Genomic DNA, 18,288 nt, shown 5'->3' with positions numbered 1-18,288 from the left:
AGCTTCTGGCACATCAGGATCGCCGCGCCCCAGTCCGGCAGATCGGTATGGTAGAACGCGGGCTCGAAAAACTTGTACTCGACCAGCATGCGGCTCCCGACCGGAAGGTCGTCGTAGGCGACCTTGAGGGCGTCGTAGAGCCGCGCTTTGCGGGCTCGGAAGTCGTCCTGACCCGGGTAGTTCGTCCCGTCCGCGAGCCACACGCTCAGGAACTTGGAGCCCGTGATTCGCATGATCTCGGTGCATTCGAGCAGGTGCTCGACTGCTTTCTGGCGCACCTCTGCCTTCGGGTGGCACACGCTCCCCAGCTTGTAGTCCATGTCCTGGAACAGGTTCGGGTTGATCGCGCCGATGCCGATGCCGAGGTCGTCGGCATACTGCTTCAGCGCTGCCCAGTCATCCACCTTGTCCCAAGGAATGTGGAGCGCCACGGTCGGCGTTACGCCGGTGAACTCGTGGACCACGGCTCCATCGCGCAGACGCTCCTGAGCATCGCGAGCCGCCCAGTCTTGCCGGAACACGCCAAACCGAGTGCCGGAGTCGCCATATCCCCAAGACGGGGTTTCGATGTGCTGCTTTCTCAGCCGTGTCTTGACGGCGTTGACGTCGATGCCCAACGCTTGGAGGTCTTCTGCCAGCAAGTCGTATCGAGCGCGGATCCTGGATTCGCGTGACATGTGCCCGCTCCTTGACTTCCCACTTTCCCTGACAGCATCCGTTCGATGATTATATCCAGCCCTGCCAGGGCGGAGCAACCGGCTGGCGTCGCGCAGAAGTATCCGCCGTCGGCTTGAGTGCTGCCGTCCGGTGTGGCACATTCCAGGCGTGGAAGCCGGCATAGGCTCCGGCGGGAGCGAAGGGGTGCCGCATGACTCGACGGATGCAGATGTTCGAAGACCTGCTCGACATGCAGGCGGAAGCGAACCGTTTCTTTGAGGATGTCTACCGACGCCTCGCGCTGTTCGAGGTCGCTCTGAGCCGCTGGCACGTCGCGGACGACCGCATGTTCCAGCGCGAGGTCACGCGCCACGTCGCCGCGGGAGGGCAGCGCGAGATCGCCGTATCGAGCGCCATGGGAAGGAGGGAAGGCAAACCCGCTGCCGTTGAGATGTACGACTCATCGAGCAACGTCGTCGCGGAGATATCGATTCCGGGGCTCAGTCCAGGCGATCTCGCGATCACCGTGAGCGACGACCGGCTCACGCTTCAGGGACGTTTCTCTCGCACCATTCAGCTTCCGCAGGGCATCGACCCGGAGTCCATCCGCGCCCAGTATCAGGACGGCGTGCTCCGACTGAGCCTTCCGAAGCCGCCGGAGGCATCGCGCGCGATCCCGATCGAGTTCGAGTGAACGTGGCGAACCCAGAGACGTTCCGCAGGCTGTCGCGCGCGCCCTATCTGACGGCTGACATCCCGGGAACCGGGGGAGTCCTCAAGCAGAGACCCGAGGACTTCGTCGTCGAGGAAGTCCCTCTGTATGAGCCCGCTGGCGAAGGGAACCACACCTACCTGACCATCGAGAAGCATGGGCTGTCCACGTTCGAAGCCATTCAGCGCGTGGCTCAAGCCCTCGGTATCTCTCCCTCGACCGTTGGGTACGCCGGGCTCAAGGACACGCGCGCGGTGACGGTGCAGCGAATCTCCGTGGAGGGCGTCGACCGCAACGATGCCCTTGAGCTCTCGATCCCGCGCATGCGCGTACTGGCGGCAGACTACCACCACAACAAGCTTCGCATCGGACACCTCGCCGGGAACCGGTTCCGTGTTCACATCCGCAGACCCGAGGCAGGCGCGCACGCGCATGCCAGCGCGACGATCGAGCGGCTCTCGAGGCTGGGAGTACCGAACTTCTTCGGAATGCAGCGGTTCAGCGCGCGGCGGAACGCCCACGTCATCGGACGGGCGATGCTGTTGCACGACTGGGAAGGAGCCGCGCGGGCTTACCTCGGGAACCCGCTTCCGTTTGAAGTCGATGCGCTGCGAGAGGCGCGACAAGCCTTCGACGAAGGCGACTTCAACCTGGCTCGCCGCCTCTTTCCTATGCCCCGGTTCCGCGAAGAGCGGAAGGTCTTGGGCGCGCTCGTGAGAGGCATAAGCTGGCAAGCCGCGTTCGGCGAGATGCACAGTCGGATGCGCCGTCTTTTCACTTCGGCGTATCAATCAGCCCTGTTCAATCGCGTACTGGCGCGCCGGATGCCCGACATCGGCACGATGCTCGACGGCGACGTCGCCGTCAAGCATCAGGGCGGCGCGGCGTTCATCGTCGAGTCCGCCGCCGTGGAACAACCCAGAGCGGACGCCTTCGAAGTGAGCCCGTCGGGCCCACTCTACGGTAGGTCGATGCTCCGGGCCCAAGGTGAACCCGGCGAGGCGGAAGCCGCCATCCTGCGCGAGGAAGGCTTCGACCCGAACACGATGGCGTCCGTGTTCCGAGACCTGCGCGGACAGCGAAGGCATCTCCGAATCCCGCTGGCGGAACCGCATCTGGAGACGCTGGACAACGACGACCTGCTCGTGTCGTTCCGACTTCCCAGCGGCAGCTACGCGACCGTCGTCCTCGACGAAATCATGAAAAACGACCCGTTCGGTCTCCTCGACGGCGACGGGCCCGATGACGATGAGAACGACTAACGAACCCGCGTTGGTTTTGACTTCCCAACAGCCGTCACGATAACATCACTGGTTGCGCATTCGGCGTGCGGTGTCGCATCGTGCCCGTCGTCTGGGGCTCCCAAGTGTTCGAAACACTCAACGAGAAGCTGCAGCGCGCCTTCAAGGAACTGAGCGGGCGCGGACGACTCACCGACAAGAACATCGGTGACGTGTTGCGCGAAGTGCGCCTGGCGCTTCTCGAAGCCGACGTCAACTTCCGCGTCGCGCGCGACTTTGTGAAGCGCGTGCAGGAACGCGCCGTCGGGCAGGAAGTCCTCGGCAGTCTGACGCCGGAGATGCAGGTTCTCAGGATCGTCAGCGAAGAGCTGACCGCCGTGATGGGCGAGCAGTCTGAGAAGCTGCGCGTCGCGCCGTCGGGAACGCAGATCATCCTGATGGTGGGCTTGAACGGTGCTGGCAAAACGACCGCGTGCGCCAAGCTCGCCAAACGGGTTCAGAAGGAAGGCAAGTCGCCCCTGCTGGTCGCAGCGGACGTCTACCGTCCGGCGGCGATCCGCCAGCTCCAGATTCTGGGCGAGCAGATCCACGTCCCCGTGTTCACCATGGGAGCCGACACGCCGCCGCCACGGATCGCCGAGGCGGGTCTGCAACACGCGCGGAGTCACGGCAACAACGTCGTCATCATTGACACCGCGGGGCGGCTGCAGACCAACGAGGAACTGATGGTCGAGTTGGAGCAGGTCCGAGCGGCGACGAACCCGACGGAAATCCTGCTCGTCGCCGACGCAACGACCGGGCAGGAAGCCGTTGCCGTCGCGGAGGAGTTCCATCGTCGCCTTTCGTTGACGGGCGTCATCCTCACGAAGATGGACGGAGATGCCCGCGGCGGGGCTGCGATCTCCATTCGAGCTGTCACCGACTGTCCGATCAAGTTCATGGGCGTCGGCGAGAAGTTGGATGCTCTGGAGGAGTTCCACCCAGACCGTATCGCGTCGCGCATCCTCGGACGAGGCGACATGCTGTCGCTTATCGAACGCGCCGAGGAGGTCCTCGACGAGGAGAAGGCGCGACACATCGAGTCGAAGATCCTCGAGAGCCAGGAACTGAACTTCGAGGACTTCCTCGACCAGCTTCGCCAGATACAGCGCATGGGCAGCCTCGATCAACTGCTCGAGATGATACCGGGTTTCAACAAGCTGCGCGGTCAGGGGCTCGAGGCGGACGAATCGCAGCTCCGACGCGTCGAAGCGATCATCCTGTCGATGACTCCGCAGGAGCGGCGCAACCATCGCCTGCTGGACGGCAGCCGGCGGAGGCGCATCGCGCTCGGCAGCGGAACCACGGTTCAGCAGGTGAACCAACTCGTCCAGCAACTGGCGCAGATGAATCGCGCCGTCAAACAGTTCTCCGGTCTTGCCCTGGGTGGGAAGAAATCCAAGCGACGTCGAGCGTTCCAGAGCTCGCTACGGTTCTAACGGAGGAAGTCATTTGGCAGCTAAGATCAGGCTCCAGCGCGCCGGTCGGACGAAGCGCGCGTTCTACAAGATCGTTGTCGCCGACACGCGCGCGAACCGCGACGGCAAGTTCGTCGAGCAGTTGGGAACCTACAATCCGGTGCCCGACACCTTCGAGCTCGTGATCGACGAGGAGCGGGCCCTCTACTGGCTCCGACAGGGAGCTCAGCCGTCCGACACGGTTCGCAGCCTTCTGCGACAGCAGGGCGTGTGGGCGCAGTACAAAGGTCCCAGCGCCGCTGAGGCTTCGTCGGGGGAGTAACGTCAGATGGCTCGCCCGTCGTATCCAGCGCAGGCTTCCGAGCCGCGTCTGCGGGAACTCGTCGAGTTCATCGCGCGCTCCCTCGTCGACCAGCCGGATGCCGTGCGCGTCGAGGAGACTCCCGGACCTCGCACGACCATCGTCGAGTTGTGCGTCGCCGAGGAGGACATCGGCAAGGTCATCGGGAAGCAGGGCAGGACCGCTCGGGCGATGCGCACGGTTCTCGCCGCTGCTGCGACGCGCGTCAACAAGCGCGCCGTGCTGGAGATCGTCGAGTAAACTCGGTCGGCGCAGGAACCTGAAGCTCGGGTGCCGACGCGCCGAGTCGAATCGGCGTCGCCCGGATCGATGGTGTACATCCCTGCGGCAGGCGTCTGACGTCATGAGTCGCCGGCGCGGTTGATTCGGGATGCTCCTCCGATCAGTCGTCTCTTGCAGTGTCGGCAGGGAGTTGCGATGGCGCTCATCCTCAAGCGTCCCGTGGTCGTGAAGCAGGTCGTGACCGACGCCTTCAAGCAGAAGACGTTGCGGGAGATCCAAGCCACGCTTGAGCAGATCGACCGGAACCTGGCTCAAATGGAGTTCCAGGGTCGCCGGATGGTCGCCGAGATCGAGCGGCAGGCTCCACCCCAGGCTCTGCAGATCCGCGAGGAGCTGCGCAAGGAGCGCCAGCGTCAGGAGCAGATGCACGAAGAGCTGCGCGCGAAGCGCGCCCAGGTCGAAGCGCTCGAAGTGGATTCGATGTTCATCGCCGGGACCTACGAAGCCCCGGTGCAGTTGGACGTCGGTGAGAACTTCGGCGCCAAGATGCGGCAGCTCGAGGTGATCGTGAAGGACGACATCGTCGTCGAGATACGGGGCTAGCCGCGCCGGAGGGATTCGTCGGTGCCGCAGACGCAGCTCTCGTTCATGACCTGCGACGTCGTCACGATCTTCCCGGAGCTCGTCACGGCGGTCGGCGCGTGGGGAGTGCTTCGGCGAGCGCAGTCATCGGGACAGCTCGCGCTCCGCGCTGTGGACTTGCGCGACTACACGGACGACCGTCATCGCACGGTCGACGATTACCCGTACGGCGGCGAGCCCGGCATGTTGATGAAGCCGGAGCCGCTGTCGCGGGCGATCCGGGGGCTATCGGAGAGAGCGAGCGCCAAGCCCCGAGTCATCCTGATGACGCCTCAGGGGGCTCCGCTTCGGCAGTCCGACTGCGAGCGGCTTTCTCTTGAAAGCCATCTCGTGATCGTCGCCGGACGGTATAAAGGCATCGATGAGCGAGTTTGCCACCGCCTCGTCGACGAGGAGATCTCGGTCGGCGACTACGTCGTGAGCGGGGGCGAGCTCCCGGCTCTGATCCTGCTGGATGCTGTGGCGCGCATACTGCCCGGCGTGCTGACCGACGCAGACTCGGCGCTGCGCGACTCGTTCACGGATGGACTACTGGACGCGGCGCACTACACGCGCCCGGCGACGTGGGAAGGGATTCCGGTTCCGGAGGTGCTCCTCAGCGGCGACCCGAAGCGCATCAGTGCGTGGCGACGCCGCGACGCTCTCCGGCGCACATTGCTCAGACGACCCGATTTGCTCGAACGCGCTGTCCTGACGGACGAAGACCTGTCCGTGCTGGACGAGCTCCGGCGCGAGCACGGCGGTTAGGATCCGCGAAAGGAACACGCGATGAATCTCGTGTCGATTGTCGAACAGGAACAGATCAAGCCGCTCTCGGAGATCATCCAGGCGCGCGACAACAACCCCGATTTCTTCGCCGGGGACACCGTGCGCGTCAACGTGCGGATCATCGAAGGCGACAAGGAGCGCATCCAGACGTTCGAGGGTGTCATCATGCGCCGTCACGACAACGGCGCAGGCTCCACCTTCACGGTGCGCCGCATCTCCTTCGGTGTCGGGTGCGAGCGCACCTTCCCGCTCTACTCGCCGCGCATCGAGCGCATCGAGGTCGTCCGTCGCGGCGCTGTCCGGCGAGCCAAGCTCTACTACCTGCGTGAGCGCAGCGGCAAGTCGGCGCGCATCGCTGAGAAGGCGTACCGTCGCACCAGCGAGTAGATCGGTGGAGCTGCCAAGCTACGAGCACGAGGCGACTCTGATCGCACAGGGCTTCGTCCGAGTCGCCGGAGTCGACGAGGCGGGTCGAGGTCCACTGGCAGGACCCGTCGTGGCGGCAGCGATCGTGCTCCCGGACGACGCCGTTGCGCGCAGCCTGGGCGTCCGCGACTCGAAGCAGCTCAGCGCGTTGCAACGCGACGAGCTCTATGACGCTCTGATCGAGCGCACGTCGGCTTGGGCGACCGCACGGGTCGATCCGAACGAGATCGACCGCATCAACATCCTCCAGGCTTCGCTGCTCGCCATGGCGAATGCCGTCGCCCAGTTGGAGCCCCGTCCGAGCGCCGCGCTCGTCGACGGGAACCGCTCGCCGGCGCACCACTTCCCCGACGGCTTCGCGCCCCAAGTGATCACAGTCGTCCGAGGCGACCAGCGATCCGTCTCCATCGCGGCGGCGTCGATACTCGCCAAGGTCACGCGGGATCGCATCATGGAAGCCTACGACGCCGAATACCCCGGCTACGGCTTCGCGAGCCACAAGGGCTACCCCTCCCCAAGCCACCGCCGCGCCATCGAGACCCTCGGCGTCTGCCCGATCCACAGGCGCACGTTCCGAGGCGTCCGCGAGTTCTGCGAGAACGCCCATGAACCGAGTTCCCGCCGCTGAGCTCGGACGGCGCGGCGAAGATGCCGCGTGCGCGTTCCTAGAGCGACTGGGGTACTCCATCCTACAGCGCAACGTTCGCACGCCGCATGGCGAGATCGACGCCATCGCTCGCGATGGCGACACGCTCGTGTTCGTCGAGGTCAAAGCCCGACGGGGCACACGGTTCGGCGACCCATCCGAGGCAGTGACCAAAACGAAGCGCGCTCGCCTGTGCCGTTCAGGAATGGCGTTCCTACAGGAACGCGGATGGCTCGACGCTCCGTGCCGGTTCGACGTCGTCGCCATCCTGGAGCGCGCGGGTGAGTGGGACGTGATCCACACAATCGACGCATTCCAGTGCGACGATTCGATGTGGGACTCGACCGGTCGCTGACGCTCTGCGATCCCCTACTCCCTCGGAACGATCCCCTTGCGCTTGAGGAACTCTTCGAGGTCGTGGCAGAGCATCGTCATCACCGCGACGTCGCGGGATTCGAGGCGGGTTCGACCCAGTACGCGCTCCAGTGGAACGCGGATCGTATCCCAGTCGTCGTTGAGCGGCTCGAACTCGACCATGCGGAGCAGAAGCTGCAGGCGATGGAGCAGGGCGCGCCGGTCCTGATCGGTGGCGAGCCGGTAGCTGACAGGCGACCGCTCGCCGGCGCATGCGATAAACACCTCGTAGACGGCGATCTGAACGGCTTGGGCGAGGTTCAGGGATGGGTTCCGAACCGCCATCGGGATGCTCGCCGCGAGATGGCAGCGCGACAGCGAGGCGTTCGATATCCCGAAGTCCTCTCTGCCGAAGTAGAGCGCGACTCGGTGATCGATGGCTGTTCGAGCGATCTCGGCGGCGGCTTCGCGCATGGTGACCGGCTGCGCCATCCGCCGCTCGCGTCGGCGATGGGTGGTTCCCACGAGCAGGTGCACGTCGCCAACCGCCTCGTCCAGCGTCGTGACCTCTCTCGCTGCAGCGAGCACATCGCGCGAGTTGCTCGCAAGCTGCCGAGCCTCCTGCGAGTTGCGCCAGTCACATAGCGGGTTCACCAGCCAGAGCTCGGAGATGCCCATGCCCTTGATGGCGCGAGCCACCGATCCGACGTTCCGTGCATCCTTCGTCTCCTCCAAGATCACGCGGATATTGGGCAGTTGGCTTGGCACGTCGATGCGCAGCGCGCGCACCTCCTCGGGAGCCAGATCATCCGCCATGCCGGATCGACGCATCGAGGCTTCCTCCACCGGTCACGAGCGCCGCACGCCCTTTGTGCGACGCCCCAGGCTGTGCTAGGGTAGCATACCGTCCGCGACCCCTACATGGACAACACTGACAGCAGGGCGACGACGCTGCCGATCGATCGATCCGCCGCAGACCCAATCGCGACCCAGACCAGTCCGAGCGGACCTCTTTCCGCCTCCGAGGTCGCCGCCTTCGTGCGCCACGGTTACCATGTCGGTCGCAGACTGGTTCCGCCGGACATCGTTGCGTCGGTGCGAGACCGCATGTGGCGCGAGCTGGGCAGGTCGCCCGACGACCCGTCCACATGGCCCGAAGCCGCCATTATCGTGCCGCATGAAGTGAACCGCCATATGGCTCCCTGCCGCACGGCGCAGGTCGAGGCGGTCGCGGAGCAGCTCGTCGGAGCCCACTTCCGGCGCGGCGGCGGGGCGAGCCCGGTCATCAACTTCCCGCGCCACGGAGAGCCCGTGTTCGAACCGATGGGTCTCCACATCGACGGCATCGACGTAACGACGCTCTTGCCCCTGCACCGGTTCCTCGTCACCATGACCTATCTCACGGACACGGTCGAGTTCGGAGGCGCTACGGCGGTATCACCCGGGAGCCATCGGCTTCTGTTCGAGCACTGGATCACTAGCGGAACCGTGCCCGGTGGCAAGACAGCCGTCCCGGACCTCGATTACCAGACGCCGATTCCGGTGACTGCCAACGCCGGGGACGTCGTGTTCCTGCACTATCTCGTCGCGCACGGCTCATCGCACAACCGAGCGAACCATCCGCGCGTCGCGCTGAACGGAGTCGTCGGGCCCGACCGCGATGCGCCGTACGTCCCGAAGCTGGGCCCGCCAGCGCCAGACTGGACGCCCATCGACTGGACGCTCCGCACCGACACGCTAGGCATCGAGCGCATCGACCAACTGCCTCGCGACACGATCACGCTGTAGGCTCGCGGCTCCGAGGAACGATCCGTTGGACGTATCGCTGTTCGCGAACCAGACGATCAACGCGTTCACCCTGGGCGGCATCTACGCGTTGATCGCGGTCGGCTACACGATGGTCTACGGCATCATCAAGCTGATCAACTTCGCCCACGGCGAGATTTACATGATGGGCGCGTTCATCGGCATCCTGCTGATCGCCCGAGGCGTGCCGTTCGTCGGAGCGCTCGCGCTCGCCATGCTCCTCTGCGCCGGTCTGGGCGTCGCCATCGACGTGATCGCCTACCGACCCCTTCGGAACGCGCCTCGGCTCGCACCATTGATCACCGCCATCGGCGTGTCGCTCTTCCTGCAGAACTTCGTGATGCTCCTTTGGGGAGCCTCGGAACGCCCGTTCCCAGACCTGCGACCCGCGTTCCTCGTGCGTCCCATCGGCGCGGAGGCGCTCGCGCGCGGCGACGAGCTCCTATCGGGCATCGAGGGACGACTCCAGTCGAGCGCTTTCGGCCGCCTCAAGCACGTGGAACGCCGTGGCGACGAGCTCTACGTCGCGTTCCGCCTGGGAACCGAGAGCAACGATACTCGCTCGTTGCTGCGCGATGCGCGACGCGACGCCCTCGCCCAGATGCGTGCGACCGAACCGACCATCAACCTCGACGCCGAGGAAGTCGGCTTGGAGCATTGGCTGAACCGACCCGCGTGGTCGATTCATCTAGGCGGCGACCGCGCCGTCGAGCTGAAGTGGAAGGTCGTGTTCATCTGGATCGTCGCCATCGCGCTGATGCTCGCGCTCGAAGCCGTCGTCCAGCAGACCAAGATGGGCAAGGCGATGCGGGCGTGCGCCCTCGACAAGGCGACGGCGGCGCTCATGGGTATCGACGTGAACAAGATCATCGCCGCGACGTTCGCCATCGGGTCGGCGCTGGCGGCGACAGCGGGCGTGCTCTTCGCGCTCTATCGCGGCAGCGGCATCGGCTACCGCATGGGATTCCAGCCCGGCGTGTTCGCATTCTCGGCGGCGGTTCTGGGCGGCATCGGCAACATCCGTGGCGCGATGCTGGGCGGCGTCGTGCTCGGCGTCGTGCAGGTCGCCGCGAACGCCTACATCACGGGCTGGCTGGGGGTGAGCTCCAACTACGAGTTCGCCTTCGCCTTTGGGCTGCTCATCCTCGTCATCCTGATCCGTCCCACGGGTCTTCTGGGACGCGCCAGCGCGGAACGCGCCTAGCCCATGGGAGCCGCGCGCATGAATCCAGCATCGTGGGCGCGTGACCAATGGAACGCCGACGGCGGCGCGCTATGGCGGCGCGTGGGCATCGTGTGCCTCGTTCCGGCGTGCCTGGTCGTCGCGCTGGCTCCCGCGCTGCCCCTGCCGCCCGCAGAGGGCGCGCGTCTCATGGACGTGTCGCTGCTGTGCATCCTCTACGCCATCGTCGCGCTCGGGCTGAATGTCGTGACGGGCTACACGGGCTTGCTCGACCTGGGCATCGTGGCGTTCGCCGCCGTCGGAGCTTACACCGCGACGATCCTGTACGACCGCCCATGGATGCAGTTCCCCGGATCGCTCTTCGTGGTTCTGTTAGTGGGCGGATTGCACGCCTCGGTATGGGGGGTTCTCCGAGGAGCGCCGACGCTACGGCTCATCGGCGACTACTACGCCATCGTCACGTTCGCTTTCGCGGAGATCGCGCGCATCTTCATCCGCAACGAAGCTTGGTTGACGGGCGGAGGCAACGGCTACAAGAACTTCCCGGTTCCCAACCTGCTTGGCGGACACCTCGAAGGCGGCGAGTACACCGGCATTCTCAAGACATCGGGCTACTGGAGCTACCCCAACGGCACGCTATGGCACGGCGGCACGTGGCAATTCTACTATCTGTGCTTGGGGTTCCTGTTGCTGGCGGTCGGCGTCATGTGGCGGCTAGAGCGCTCGCGTGTCGGACGCGCCTGGTTCGCGATCAAGGCGGACGAGACCTCGGCGATGACGAGCGGCATCCACCTGTCGAGCCTGAAGATGCACGCCTTCGCGGTGTCGGCGTTCTTCGCCGGGGTCGGCGGCGCGCTTCTCGCCTTCCGCACCAGTACCGTATCGACGAACGTGTTCGACTTCTGGTTTTCCGTCGTGGTGCTGTGCGCCCTGGTGCTCGGCGGGATGGGCTCCATCGGGGGCGCTGTCGGGGGAACCTTCATCGTCGTGGGCTTGGGCGAACTGCTGCGGGAGGAGATTCACATGGGCGGTATCGTGCTGAAGGTGGACGACCGCGCGCGGTTCCTCTTCTTCGGCGTGCTGCTGGTGATCGTGATGGTCTTCAAGCCCCAGGGGCTCTTCCCGCGACGCGTGACGACGAAGCGCGAGCCCCTCGACACGACGGACGCGACGCTCTTCCAACTCGGAGATGACTGATACCGTGTCGACGCCCATCGTCTCGGTCGAGGGACTGACGAAACGCTTCGGCGGCGTCTCCGCCGTCGAGGAGTTGGACTTCTCCGCGCATCGCGGCGAGATCACGAGTCTCATCGGTCCCAATGGGGCTGGCAAGACGACCGCGTTCAACCTCATCACGGGTCTCTACGAACCGACGGCGGGTAGCATCCGGTTCCACGGCGAGCGGACCGTCGATCTCGCTGAGGCGGTGTTCGACCCGCTGCATGCGGCGATGGTCTCGGTCGCCAGCGTCGGGCTCGGCGTCCTCGCGCTGGCGATCCCTGCGGCGCGGCAAGCGCTCTACCACAAGCGGCGAACACCGGACACGATCACCAGCTTCGGCATCGCCCGGACGTTCCAGAACATCCGACTCTTCGGCGCGTTGTCGGTCCTCGACAACGTGAAGGTCGGACTGCACGGTCGGGCGAGGAGCGGGCCCGTCGATGCGGTCGCCAGATCGAAGCGCCACCGTCGAGAAGAACGGGAGATCGTCTCGTCAGCGGCGAAGTACCTCGACTTCGTCGGTCTGCGCTCTCGCGCCTACGAAGCCGCGACCGATCTCGCCTATGGCGAACAACGGCGGCTGGAGATCGCCCGCGCGCTCGCCACGGGCCCGCAACTGCTGCTGCTCGACGAACCGGCGGCTGGCATGAACCCGACCGAGACGAACGACCTGATGCGGCTCATCGAGCGGATCCGCGCCGCCGGCGTGACGGTTCTCCTGATCGAACATGACATGCGCTTCGTCATGGAGATATCCGATCACATCGTCGTCCTCGATCACGGACGCAAGATCGCCGATGGAACCCCCGCGCAGGTGCGAACCAATCCGGAAGTCATTCGCGCCTACCTGGGCACGTCTGCCGAAGGCGAGGCGGTATGAGCCACCTGCTGGAGCTCGACGGCGTCCGCGCAGGCTACGGGTCCATGGAAATACTCCACGGTATCGACCTGGTGATGGACGAAGGCGAGATCGTCACGCTGATCGGCGCGAACGGCGCTGGGAAGTCCACCACGCTCAACGTGATCTGCGGACTGATCCGAGCCAAACGCGGCACGGTGACCTTTCGCGGCGCAAACATCACGCACATGCCGACCCAGCAGATCGTGCGACTCGGCATCGCCCAGGCTCCTGAAGGCAGGAGGCTCTTCAGCGAGCTCTCCGTCGCCGAGAACCTCGACATGGGAGCCTACGCCCGACGCGACAAAGAAGGGATCCGCGCGGACCTGGAATACGTCCGCTCGCTCTTTCCCCAACTCAAGGACCGGATGGATCAGCGAGCGGGCAGTCTCTCCGGCGGCGAGCAGCAGATGTGCACCATCGGACGCGCGCTGATGGCGCGACCGGAGCTCCTTCTGCTCGACGAACCCTCGTTGGGCTTGGCTCCCCTGCTGGTGAACCAGATCTTCGACATCGTGCGCCGACTGCACGAAGGGGGCACCGCCATTCTGCTGGTCGAGCAAAACGCGAAGGTCGCGCTGGAGCTCGCCAGACGCGGGTACGTCATGGAGACCGGCAATATCACCATCTCAGGCGCAGCGTCCGATCTGCTCAACGACGCAAGGGTGCGAAGCGCCTACCTGGGAGACGTGACATGAGGGCGCTTCTGCTGATTCTCGCCACAGCGATCAGCCTCAGCGCGCACGCCGGAGCGATGTTCGGAGCCGGACGGCTCGTCTCGTCGCCCGTCGCCGATACCCTGGACGAGGGCGAGTACGAGCTTGCCCTATCCGGTAGGTACGAGGATGTTGAAGGCTGGCAGGTGACCGATACACTCGTCAGCTTGGACTTCGGCGTCGCGCCGCGCGCCCAGGCGGGCGTCGCCTTCATCGACCGTCGGAGACCAGACGCTGATCGTCATGTGAGCTGGGACGTGCGCGTCCAGCCGATTCGCGCTTCAGGCGGCATGCCGGGCGTCGCTCTCGGAGCGTTCGGCACGCAAGGCGACATGTCGCAGACTTGGGCGTATGCCGTCGTGTCGAAGGCGATGAACCTGCCTCGCGCGGGCTTCTTCACGGTTCACGTAGGAGCCCGGGCAGACTTGTCGACCGACGCGGAGGATCGAGCGCTACCGTTAGGCGGCATCTCGAAGCGCTTTCGGGTCAGGGGCAGAGCGCTCAAGCTGGCGGCGGACTGGGACGGCAACGCGGGGCATATCGGGGTGGTGCGAGAGTACTCGACGGGAATGCGCGTCGCGATTGGGGCGACCGTAGCGAGCCGCTCCGGTTCGGCGGTCACCGACCGAGCTCTCCTCGTCTCCGCCGGTTTCGGCAGCGCCGAGGTGTCCGACGGCATCGAAGCGGCGAAGCGGCTTGCGCGTCAGGCGGCACGGCTCGCCGTCGAACCGCCACCTGACGCACCGTAGCTCCGTTCCAGCGTCAGAACGAGAGCAGCACCTGCCAGATGTAGACGTACGCCAGGCTGTCGATGTCCTCCCACACGCGCTGAACGAGCTCCTTGTCGCCGGTGATCTCTGGAAGCTCGCGCAGCTTGTCCTCCCATGGAATGCATGCGCCGGGCTTCGGGCCCGCTTGGGCGTCTTTGACTTCGTCCATCGCGTCGTCCCTCCTAGTACACGCCGTACTCGCGCGTGAAGTCCGTCATCGCCTTCATGTTCTCGACCTTGGCGTCGTCCTGCACGATGGCGCTGGCGTCCATGATGTAGCCGCCGTCTTTCGCGACGCGGTCGATCACCTTCTTGCAGTAGGCGCGTACCTCGTCAGGGGAGCGATACCCCAGCACGTAGTTGGGAATCCCGCCGCTGATGCAGAACTTCGCCCCGAGCCGGTCGTGAATCTCGAAGATGTCGCCCTGATCGGCGTGGTAGACGATGCTCTGGTCGGGCAGCTCCGCGAAGGAATCGAGATGGTGGTTCCAGTCTCCCTCGGCATAGAACAACGTCTGATGCCCGCGCGACCAGATCGTCTCGATGATTGGCTTGAGCGTGGGCCAGTAGATCTCTTTGAAATCCGTGTGGGAGATGAACGGAACGCATCCCCGGTGCATCCAGATCGTGATCGGCACGTTCTTGTCGGGATCCGCTCCGGACAGCGCCACCCAGGCCAGGTGCGGAGCGAGCGCCTCGCAGGCGGCGATGACCTTGTCGCGCCGTTCGATGAGATCGTCGCACAGCCCGAGATAGCCTCGCAGCTTGTCCGCGAGGATGTCCATCGGAGCCTTCAGGATGCCGGAGATCGCCGAGACCGTGCCGCTCTCGCTGCGGAGGCGTGCCGCCTGCGTGCCGAACGCGTTGAAGTAGGACAGCATTGCCATGCCGCCCTTGACGAACGACAGGTTGTTCCGGTACGTCGACGGCTCGCCGATTGGCGCCACGTCGGCGGAGACGCGGGGCAGCCAGACGTTGTAGAGAAACGCCGTCGGGTCCTCGATGAGCGCGTCGTATTCGTCCGGCTTCATGTGGGCGTTGTCCGACGGGGGCTCGATGTACTGGAACCCCGTGTTCGCGGGTATCTCGATGCCTGGCGCACCGTAGTACGTGAGTCCCATCGCCTGGGTCAGCCCGGTCCAAACGTAGACCATGTTCCCGACGACCGCGTCCCAGTCGAAGTCGGCGGCGCATTTCCGAGCCGCGTCGAACGCCTTCTCGTAGTCGTGCGTCACTTCCTGACAGGTGTATCCAGCGTATTTCGCCGTGAACTCGGCGACGAAGGGTCGGATCGGAATGCGGTCGGGCTTCCCGTTCCGCATCGCGGTCGTGTAGCGCTTCAGGCGTTCCTGATATCGCTGCTCCATATCCTGTGGCGGCATCTGGCGGCTCCTTGGGCGAGGCAGGGGACGCGGCGACGCGACCGTCGCATCCGGTCGCTCGACGATGGGCACACGCTGAGCGCGAGGGACGGAACCCACCTCATGGATAGCCCGCGTCCGGGTCGTCGGCAAGGTGGGCGTGAAGGGGCGACGGGCTTCGGGTCAGGCGTTCGGTTCGGATGCCCAGACCTCGGCGAGGCTTACACAGATCACTTCGAATCGTCGCAATCGTCGCAGGTGATCAACGGCTTCGCGATGGGCACCTCGGTGCCGGCGGTTACGTCGAAAGCCACCGTGACTTCGTCGGAGACCCGAAGCAACATGAGCTGAGGGCGTCGTATATCGTAGTCGGACAGCCGCATCCCGAAGCTGCCGACGATCCGCAGCAGGCTTCCGGGACGAACCGTCTTGGTCTTTTCAGACTCCGGAAGGTAGGTGATATCCAGGTCGATCAGGCGGATGGTGCGCTTGACCCCGTGAATCTCGAACGTCCCGACGGCGGTGACGCGCGTCGCGACGCCCGGCTGCAAGCCGGAAACGTCTCGCGCGACTTTGCCCGTCGGCGTCTGCGTGATAGTCTGGACGCGTTCGATCTTTTCGAGCGTGAGGGACGCCCGAGGGAACTTCGCCGTCTCGAGATACTGCTCGCGCATGTGGCGGTTGCGGAGACCATTCCCGGTGTCGATCGAGTCGAGATCGACCTCGAACTTCGCGACCACCTTGCCCCTGGCGATATCCGCGAGGTTCTGAATGATGGCGGTCCCTCGGGTTCGCGAGGCTTTGCCGATGATCTTCTCGACGGGCGCATCGGAAGTGAACGTCACCTCGTCGCGCTTGTCCTCATTGACGTGGAACGCCATCGGGGCTGCCCACGCAGAGGCGGCAACCGAGAAGACAGCAACGACATACGGCAATAAGCGCAGATGGAACACCGACGGCAACTCTGACCTCCTCACGGCACGGAACGGCCCATCGCGCGTGCGGATCATCGACCGATGGCGTTCCGCTGAAGCGCTTGGCTGGCATCGCTGGAATACCTCACCGTCTTCTGGAACGAGCCCGATGGTCCCGCTGGGTTACGTCTTGAACGACAGCGCGACGCGCACCGGCTTTCTCAGCGCAACGGAGCCTCGTGTTCTTCGCGTGGTCGGGAGTAGCCACACAACCGAGCATTCGGCGCATACTACGACGGATTCGTCGAACACGCGCCGAACGTCGCAGGAGCTTTGAATGAACGTGATCGTGATCGTCACCGACAGCCTGCGCGCGGATCACGTCGGATGCCACCCGACAGCCGCCTCGTATCACGGGAAGAAGGTCCAAACGCCCAACCTGGACCGGCTCGCGGCAGAGGGCACCCTCTTCACCCATGCCTACTCCGAGAGCCTGCCCACGATGCCGACACGCCACACCTGGTGGACCGGACGAGTCGGGTTCCCGTTCCGAGGATGGCAGCCGTTCGAGAACAGCGACTACACGCTCGCCGAGATCCTCTGGGACCGTGGTTTCACCAGCGCGCTGATCACCGACGTGTATCACATGCACAAGCCCGTCTACAACTGCGGGCGCGGGTTTGACACCGTCGTGTGGGTTCGGGGACAGGAGTACGATCCGTGGGTCGTCGAGCCGCTGCCGGTCGATCTCGACCGCTGGCATCGCTTGCGCGGGGACGAGTCCGATGCCCTCTGGAAGCCTCGGTTCGAACAGTATCTGCGGAACCGTGACGGCTTCCGAGAGGAGGAGGACTGGTTCGCCCCACGAGTCACCAAGGAAGCCATCCGATGGATCGAGGACACGGTCCAAAGCAAGGGACAGAAGGACAACCTGTTCCTGTGGGTCGATTACTTCGATCCGCACGAGCCATGGGACCCGCCCGAGCCCTACTGGGACATGTACCGCGATCCTTCGTACACTGGGCAAGATATCATCGACCCCGTCGCCGGGCCCACAGGAGGCTACCTGAGCGCCTCCGAGGTCGAGCGCGTCAAGTCGCTCTACGCGGGCGAGGTGACCTTCGTCGACAAGTGGATTGGGGTCCTACTCGAAGCGGTGCGCGACAACGGTTTGGACGAGAACACGCTGATCGTCCACCTGTCCGACCACGGCGAACCATTCGGGGAACACGGGATCATCCGCAAGGCGCGTCCCTGGGCGTACGAGGAGCTCGCTCGCGTCCCGTGGATCATGCGACTACCGGGCGGCGAACACGGGGGTCGCCTCTCCGATGGCCTCGTCCAGCCGACGGACCTGCTGCCGACGCTGCTCGATGCGCTGGACATTCGGGGCGACCTGGTTCTGCCCTACACAGCTCCCAGACGGACGGCGCAGCTCTTCCCGCAAGATATGACGCTCGACCAGCGCGGCGTCCGACTGCACGGGTCGAGCCTCCTGCCGATCCTGCGCGGCGAGGCGTCATCCGTCCGCGACTTCGCCTACACGGGACACCACGAACAGCAGTGGGCGATCCGCAACCACATCTGGACGCTGCTGCTCGGCGTGAGAGAAGGGGCGAACCGACTGGCGGAGCGCGAGCTCTACGAGCGGCGGAACGATCCAAGCGAGCAGGAGAACCGGGCAGAAGACCTGCCGGAGGTCGTCGATATGCTGGAGCTGCAGCTTTTTCGCTGGGCGAGGAGCCTCGTCTAACGCCGGATCATGCCCCGGACTTCGGGATCGCTCCCGTGAGCTGCAGAACGCCGGTCACGGCGAAGAACACCAGCGTGACGACGAGCAGGACGTTGATCCACCATCGGTTCTGGAAGGGAGCCCCGACCCAGCCAGTACGGTTGTTCATCAGCAGGAGCGTGAGCGCCAGGAACGGCATGA

21 protein-coding genes are annotated in these 18,288 nt (G+C 65.0%); 17 read left to right on the top strand and 4 right to left on the bottom strand.

What is annotated here, in order from left to right; all coding sequences use genetic code 11:
* Positions 1 to 677: sugar isomerase (locus tag FJZ36_12635; GenBank protein MBM3215750.1), on the bottom strand; the 677-nt coding region annotated here is incomplete at its 3' end.
* A gap of 191 nt (positions 678 to 868) precedes the next feature.
* Here FJZ36_12635 and FJZ36_12630 point away from each other — a divergent pair.
* The 10 genes from FJZ36_12630 (at position 869) to FJZ36_12585 (ending at position 7,487) form a co-directional block, all read left to right on the top strand.
* The gene (locus FJZ36_12630; GenBank protein MBM3215749.1) at positions 869 to 1,351 is read left to right on the top strand and encodes an Hsp20/alpha crystallin family protein; all 483 of its coding nucleotides are present in this window, start codon (positions 869 to 871) and stop codon (positions 1,349 to 1,351) included.
* Entirely contained in the window at positions 1,321 to 2,631 is a 1,311-nt protein-coding gene (truD, locus tag FJZ36_12625; protein ID MBM3215748.1) for a tRNA pseudouridine(13) synthase TruD, read from the top strand. The genes FJZ36_12630 and truD overlap by 31 nt, the downstream gene beginning before the upstream one ends.
* Before the next feature lie 104 nt (positions 2,632 to 2,735).
* A complete protein-coding gene (locus FJZ36_12620; GenBank protein ID MBM3215747.1) occupies positions 2,736 to 4,088 on the top strand; it encodes a signal recognition particle protein in 1,353 nt (450 codons plus the stop codon).
* 13 nt (positions 4,089 to 4,101) lie between these two features.
* Positions 4,102 to 4,389 (top strand): 30S ribosomal protein S16, encoded by a 288-nt coding sequence (rpsP, locus tag FJZ36_12615; protein ID MBM3215746.1) that lies wholly within the window; start codon positions 4,102 to 4,104, stop codon positions 4,387 to 4,389.
* Between the two features lie 6 nt (positions 4,390 to 4,395).
* Complete coding sequence (locus FJZ36_12610; protein ID MBM3215745.1) at positions 4,396 to 4,668, top strand: KH domain-containing protein; 273 nt, start codon at positions 4,396 to 4,398, stop codon at positions 4,666 to 4,668.
* Between the two features lie 177 nt (positions 4,669 to 4,845).
* Positions 4,846 to 5,253: a hypothetical protein gene (locus FJZ36_12605; protein ID MBM3215744.1), complete on the top strand. Its 408-nt coding sequence runs from the start codon at positions 4,846 to 4,848 to the stop codon at positions 5,251 to 5,253.
* Positions 5,254 to 5,298: 45 nt separating this feature from the next.
* On the top strand, positions 5,299 to 6,039 hold the full coding sequence (gene trmD / locus FJZ36_12600; protein MBM3215743.1) for a tRNA (guanosine(37)-N1)-methyltransferase TrmD: 741 nt from the start codon (positions 5,299 to 5,301) through the stop codon (positions 6,037 to 6,039).
* Between the two features lie 21 nt (positions 6,040 to 6,060).
* Positions 6,061 to 6,447: a 50S ribosomal protein L19 gene (gene rplS / locus FJZ36_12595; GenBank protein MBM3215742.1), complete on the top strand. Its 387-nt coding sequence runs from the start codon at positions 6,061 to 6,063 to the stop codon at positions 6,445 to 6,447.
* A gap of 4 nt (positions 6,448 to 6,451) precedes the next feature.
* A complete protein-coding gene (locus tag FJZ36_12590; GenBank protein ID MBM3215741.1) occupies positions 6,452 to 7,114 on the top strand; it encodes a ribonuclease HII in 663 nt (220 codons plus the stop codon).
* Positions 7,092 to 7,487: a YraN family protein gene (locus tag FJZ36_12585; protein MBM3215740.1), complete on the top strand. Its 396-nt coding sequence runs from the start codon at positions 7,092 to 7,094 to the stop codon at positions 7,485 to 7,487. Before FJZ36_12590 ends, FJZ36_12585 begins: the two co-directional genes overlap by 23 nt.
* A 14-nt stretch (positions 7,488 to 7,501) precedes the next feature.
* Here the strand turns inward: FJZ36_12585 and FJZ36_12580 are convergent, their stop codons facing one another.
* On the bottom strand, positions 7,502 to 8,317 hold the full coding sequence (locus FJZ36_12580) for an RNA methyltransferase (GenBank protein MBM3215739.1): 816 nt from the start codon (positions 8,315 to 8,317) through the stop codon (positions 7,502 to 7,504).
* 90 nt (positions 8,318 to 8,407) lie between these two features.
* Between FJZ36_12580 and FJZ36_12575 the strand changes: the two genes are divergently transcribed.
* The 6 genes from FJZ36_12575 to FJZ36_12550 are packed head-to-tail and all read left to right on the top strand — an operon-like array spanning position 8,408 to position 14,059.
* The gene (locus tag FJZ36_12575; protein MBM3215738.1) at positions 8,408 to 9,274 is read left to right on the top strand and encodes a phytanoyl-CoA dioxygenase family protein; all 867 of its coding nucleotides are present in this window, start codon (positions 8,408 to 8,410) and stop codon (positions 9,272 to 9,274) included.
* Between the two features lie 25 nt (positions 9,275 to 9,299).
* A complete protein-coding gene (locus FJZ36_12570; GenBank protein MBM3215737.1) occupies positions 9,300 to 10,496 on the top strand; it encodes a branched-chain amino acid ABC transporter permease in 1,197 nt (398 codons plus the stop codon).
* Positions 10,497 to 10,499: 3 nt separating this feature from the next.
* Positions 10,500 to 11,672 carry a branched-chain amino acid ABC transporter permease gene (locus FJZ36_12565; protein ID MBM3215736.1) on the top strand — a complete coding sequence of 391 codons (1,173 nt, stop codon included), beginning with the start codon at positions 10,500 to 10,502 and terminating at the stop codon, positions 11,670 to 11,672.
* Positions 11,665 to 12,576: an ABC transporter ATP-binding protein gene (locus FJZ36_12560; GenBank protein MBM3215735.1), complete on the top strand. Its 912-nt coding sequence runs from the start codon at positions 11,665 to 11,667 to the stop codon at positions 12,574 to 12,576. The genes FJZ36_12565 and FJZ36_12560 overlap by 8 nt, the downstream gene beginning before the upstream one ends.
* Positions 12,573 to 13,292: an ABC transporter ATP-binding protein gene (locus FJZ36_12555; protein MBM3215734.1), complete on the top strand. Its 720-nt coding sequence runs from the start codon at positions 12,573 to 12,575 to the stop codon at positions 13,290 to 13,292. The genes FJZ36_12560 and FJZ36_12555 overlap by 4 nt, the downstream gene beginning before the upstream one ends.
* Entirely contained in the window at positions 13,289 to 14,059 is a 771-nt protein-coding gene (locus FJZ36_12550) for a hypothetical protein (GenBank protein ID MBM3215733.1), read from the top strand. The genes FJZ36_12555 and FJZ36_12550 overlap by 4 nt, the downstream gene beginning before the upstream one ends.
* A 203-nt stretch (positions 14,060 to 14,262) precedes the next feature.
* Here FJZ36_12550 and FJZ36_12545 read toward each other — a convergent pair whose 3' ends face one another.
* Positions 14,263 to 15,447, bottom strand: a complete 1,185-nt coding sequence (locus FJZ36_12545) for a hypothetical protein (protein MBM3215732.1) — start codon at positions 15,445 to 15,447, stop codon at positions 14,263 to 14,265.
* Between the two features lie 224 nt (positions 15,448 to 15,671).
* Positions 15,672 to 16,451 (bottom strand): YceI family protein, encoded by a 780-nt coding sequence (locus tag FJZ36_12540; GenBank protein MBM3215731.1) that lies wholly within the window; start codon positions 16,449 to 16,451, stop codon positions 15,672 to 15,674.
* 241 nt (positions 16,452 to 16,692) lie between these two features.
* Here FJZ36_12540 and FJZ36_12535 point away from each other — a divergent pair, with 241 nt between their 5' ends.
* On the top strand, positions 16,693 to 18,108 hold the full coding sequence (locus FJZ36_12535) for a sulfatase (protein ID MBM3215730.1): 1,416 nt from the start codon (positions 16,693 to 16,695) through the stop codon (positions 18,106 to 18,108).
* The last annotated feature ends 180 nt before the right edge of the window (positions 18,109 to 18,288 follow it).

It is taken from the genome of Candidatus Poribacteria bacterium, assembly GCA_016866785.1.
Classification (GTDB): Bacteria; Poribacteria; WGA-4E.
Note: the sequence above shows the minus strand (reverse complement) of the source record. Positions and strands in the feature narration are given on the sequence as shown.

What these genes read in the sequence shown, in the direction of transcription:
- FJZ36_12630 (MBM3215749.1), top strand. Translation starts at nt 869, where the DNA reads ATGACTCGACGGATGCAGATGTTCGAAGACCTGCTCGACATGCAGGCG.
- FJZ36_12545 (MBM3215732.1), bottom strand. Translation starts at nt 15,447, where the DNA reads ATGGAGCAGCGATATCAGGAACGCCTGAAGCGCTACACGACCGCGATG.
- FJZ36_12580 (MBM3215739.1), bottom strand. Translation starts at nt 8,317, where the DNA reads ATGCGTCGATCCGGCATGGCGGATGATCTGGCTCCCGAGGAGGTGCGC.
- FJZ36_12605 (MBM3215744.1), top strand. Translation starts at nt 4,846, where the DNA reads ATGGCGCTCATCCTCAAGCGTCCCGTGGTCGTGAAGCAGGTCGTGACC.
- FJZ36_12560 (MBM3215735.1), top strand. Translation starts at nt 11,665, where the DNA reads ATGACTGATACCGTGTCGACGCCCATCGTCTCGGTCGAGGGACTGACG.
- FJZ36_12565 (MBM3215736.1), top strand. Translation starts at nt 10,500, where the DNA reads ATGGGAGCCGCGCGCATGAATCCAGCATCGTGGGCGCGTGACCAATGG.
- FJZ36_12535 (MBM3215730.1), top strand. Translation starts at nt 16,693, where the DNA reads ATGAACGTGATCGTGATCGTCACCGACAGCCTGCGCGCGGATCACGTC.
- FJZ36_12610 (MBM3215745.1), top strand. Translation starts at nt 4,396, where the DNA reads ATGGCTCGCCCGTCGTATCCAGCGCAGGCTTCCGAGCCGCGTCTGCGG.
- FJZ36_12555 (MBM3215734.1), top strand. Translation starts at nt 12,573, where the DNA reads ATGAGCCACCTGCTGGAGCTCGACGGCGTCCGCGCAGGCTACGGGTCC.
- FJZ36_12550 (MBM3215733.1), top strand. Translation starts at nt 13,289, where the DNA reads ATGAGGGCGCTTCTGCTGATTCTCGCCACAGCGATCAGCCTCAGCGCG.
- trmD (MBM3215743.1), top strand. Translation starts at nt 5,299, where the DNA reads ATGACCTGCGACGTCGTCACGATCTTCCCGGAGCTCGTCACGGCGGTC.
- FJZ36_12540 (MBM3215731.1), bottom strand. Translation starts at nt 16,451, where the DNA reads ATGATCCGCACGCGCGATGGGCCGTTCCGTGCCGTGAGGAGGTCAGAG.
- rplS (MBM3215742.1), top strand. Translation starts at nt 6,061, where the DNA reads ATGAATCTCGTGTCGATTGTCGAACAGGAACAGATCAAGCCGCTCTCG.
- FJZ36_12585 (MBM3215740.1), top strand. Translation starts at nt 7,092, where the DNA reads ATGAACCGAGTTCCCGCCGCTGAGCTCGGACGGCGCGGCGAAGATGCC.
- FJZ36_12575 (MBM3215738.1), top strand. Translation starts at nt 8,408, where the DNA reads ATGGACAACACTGACAGCAGGGCGACGACGCTGCCGATCGATCGATCC.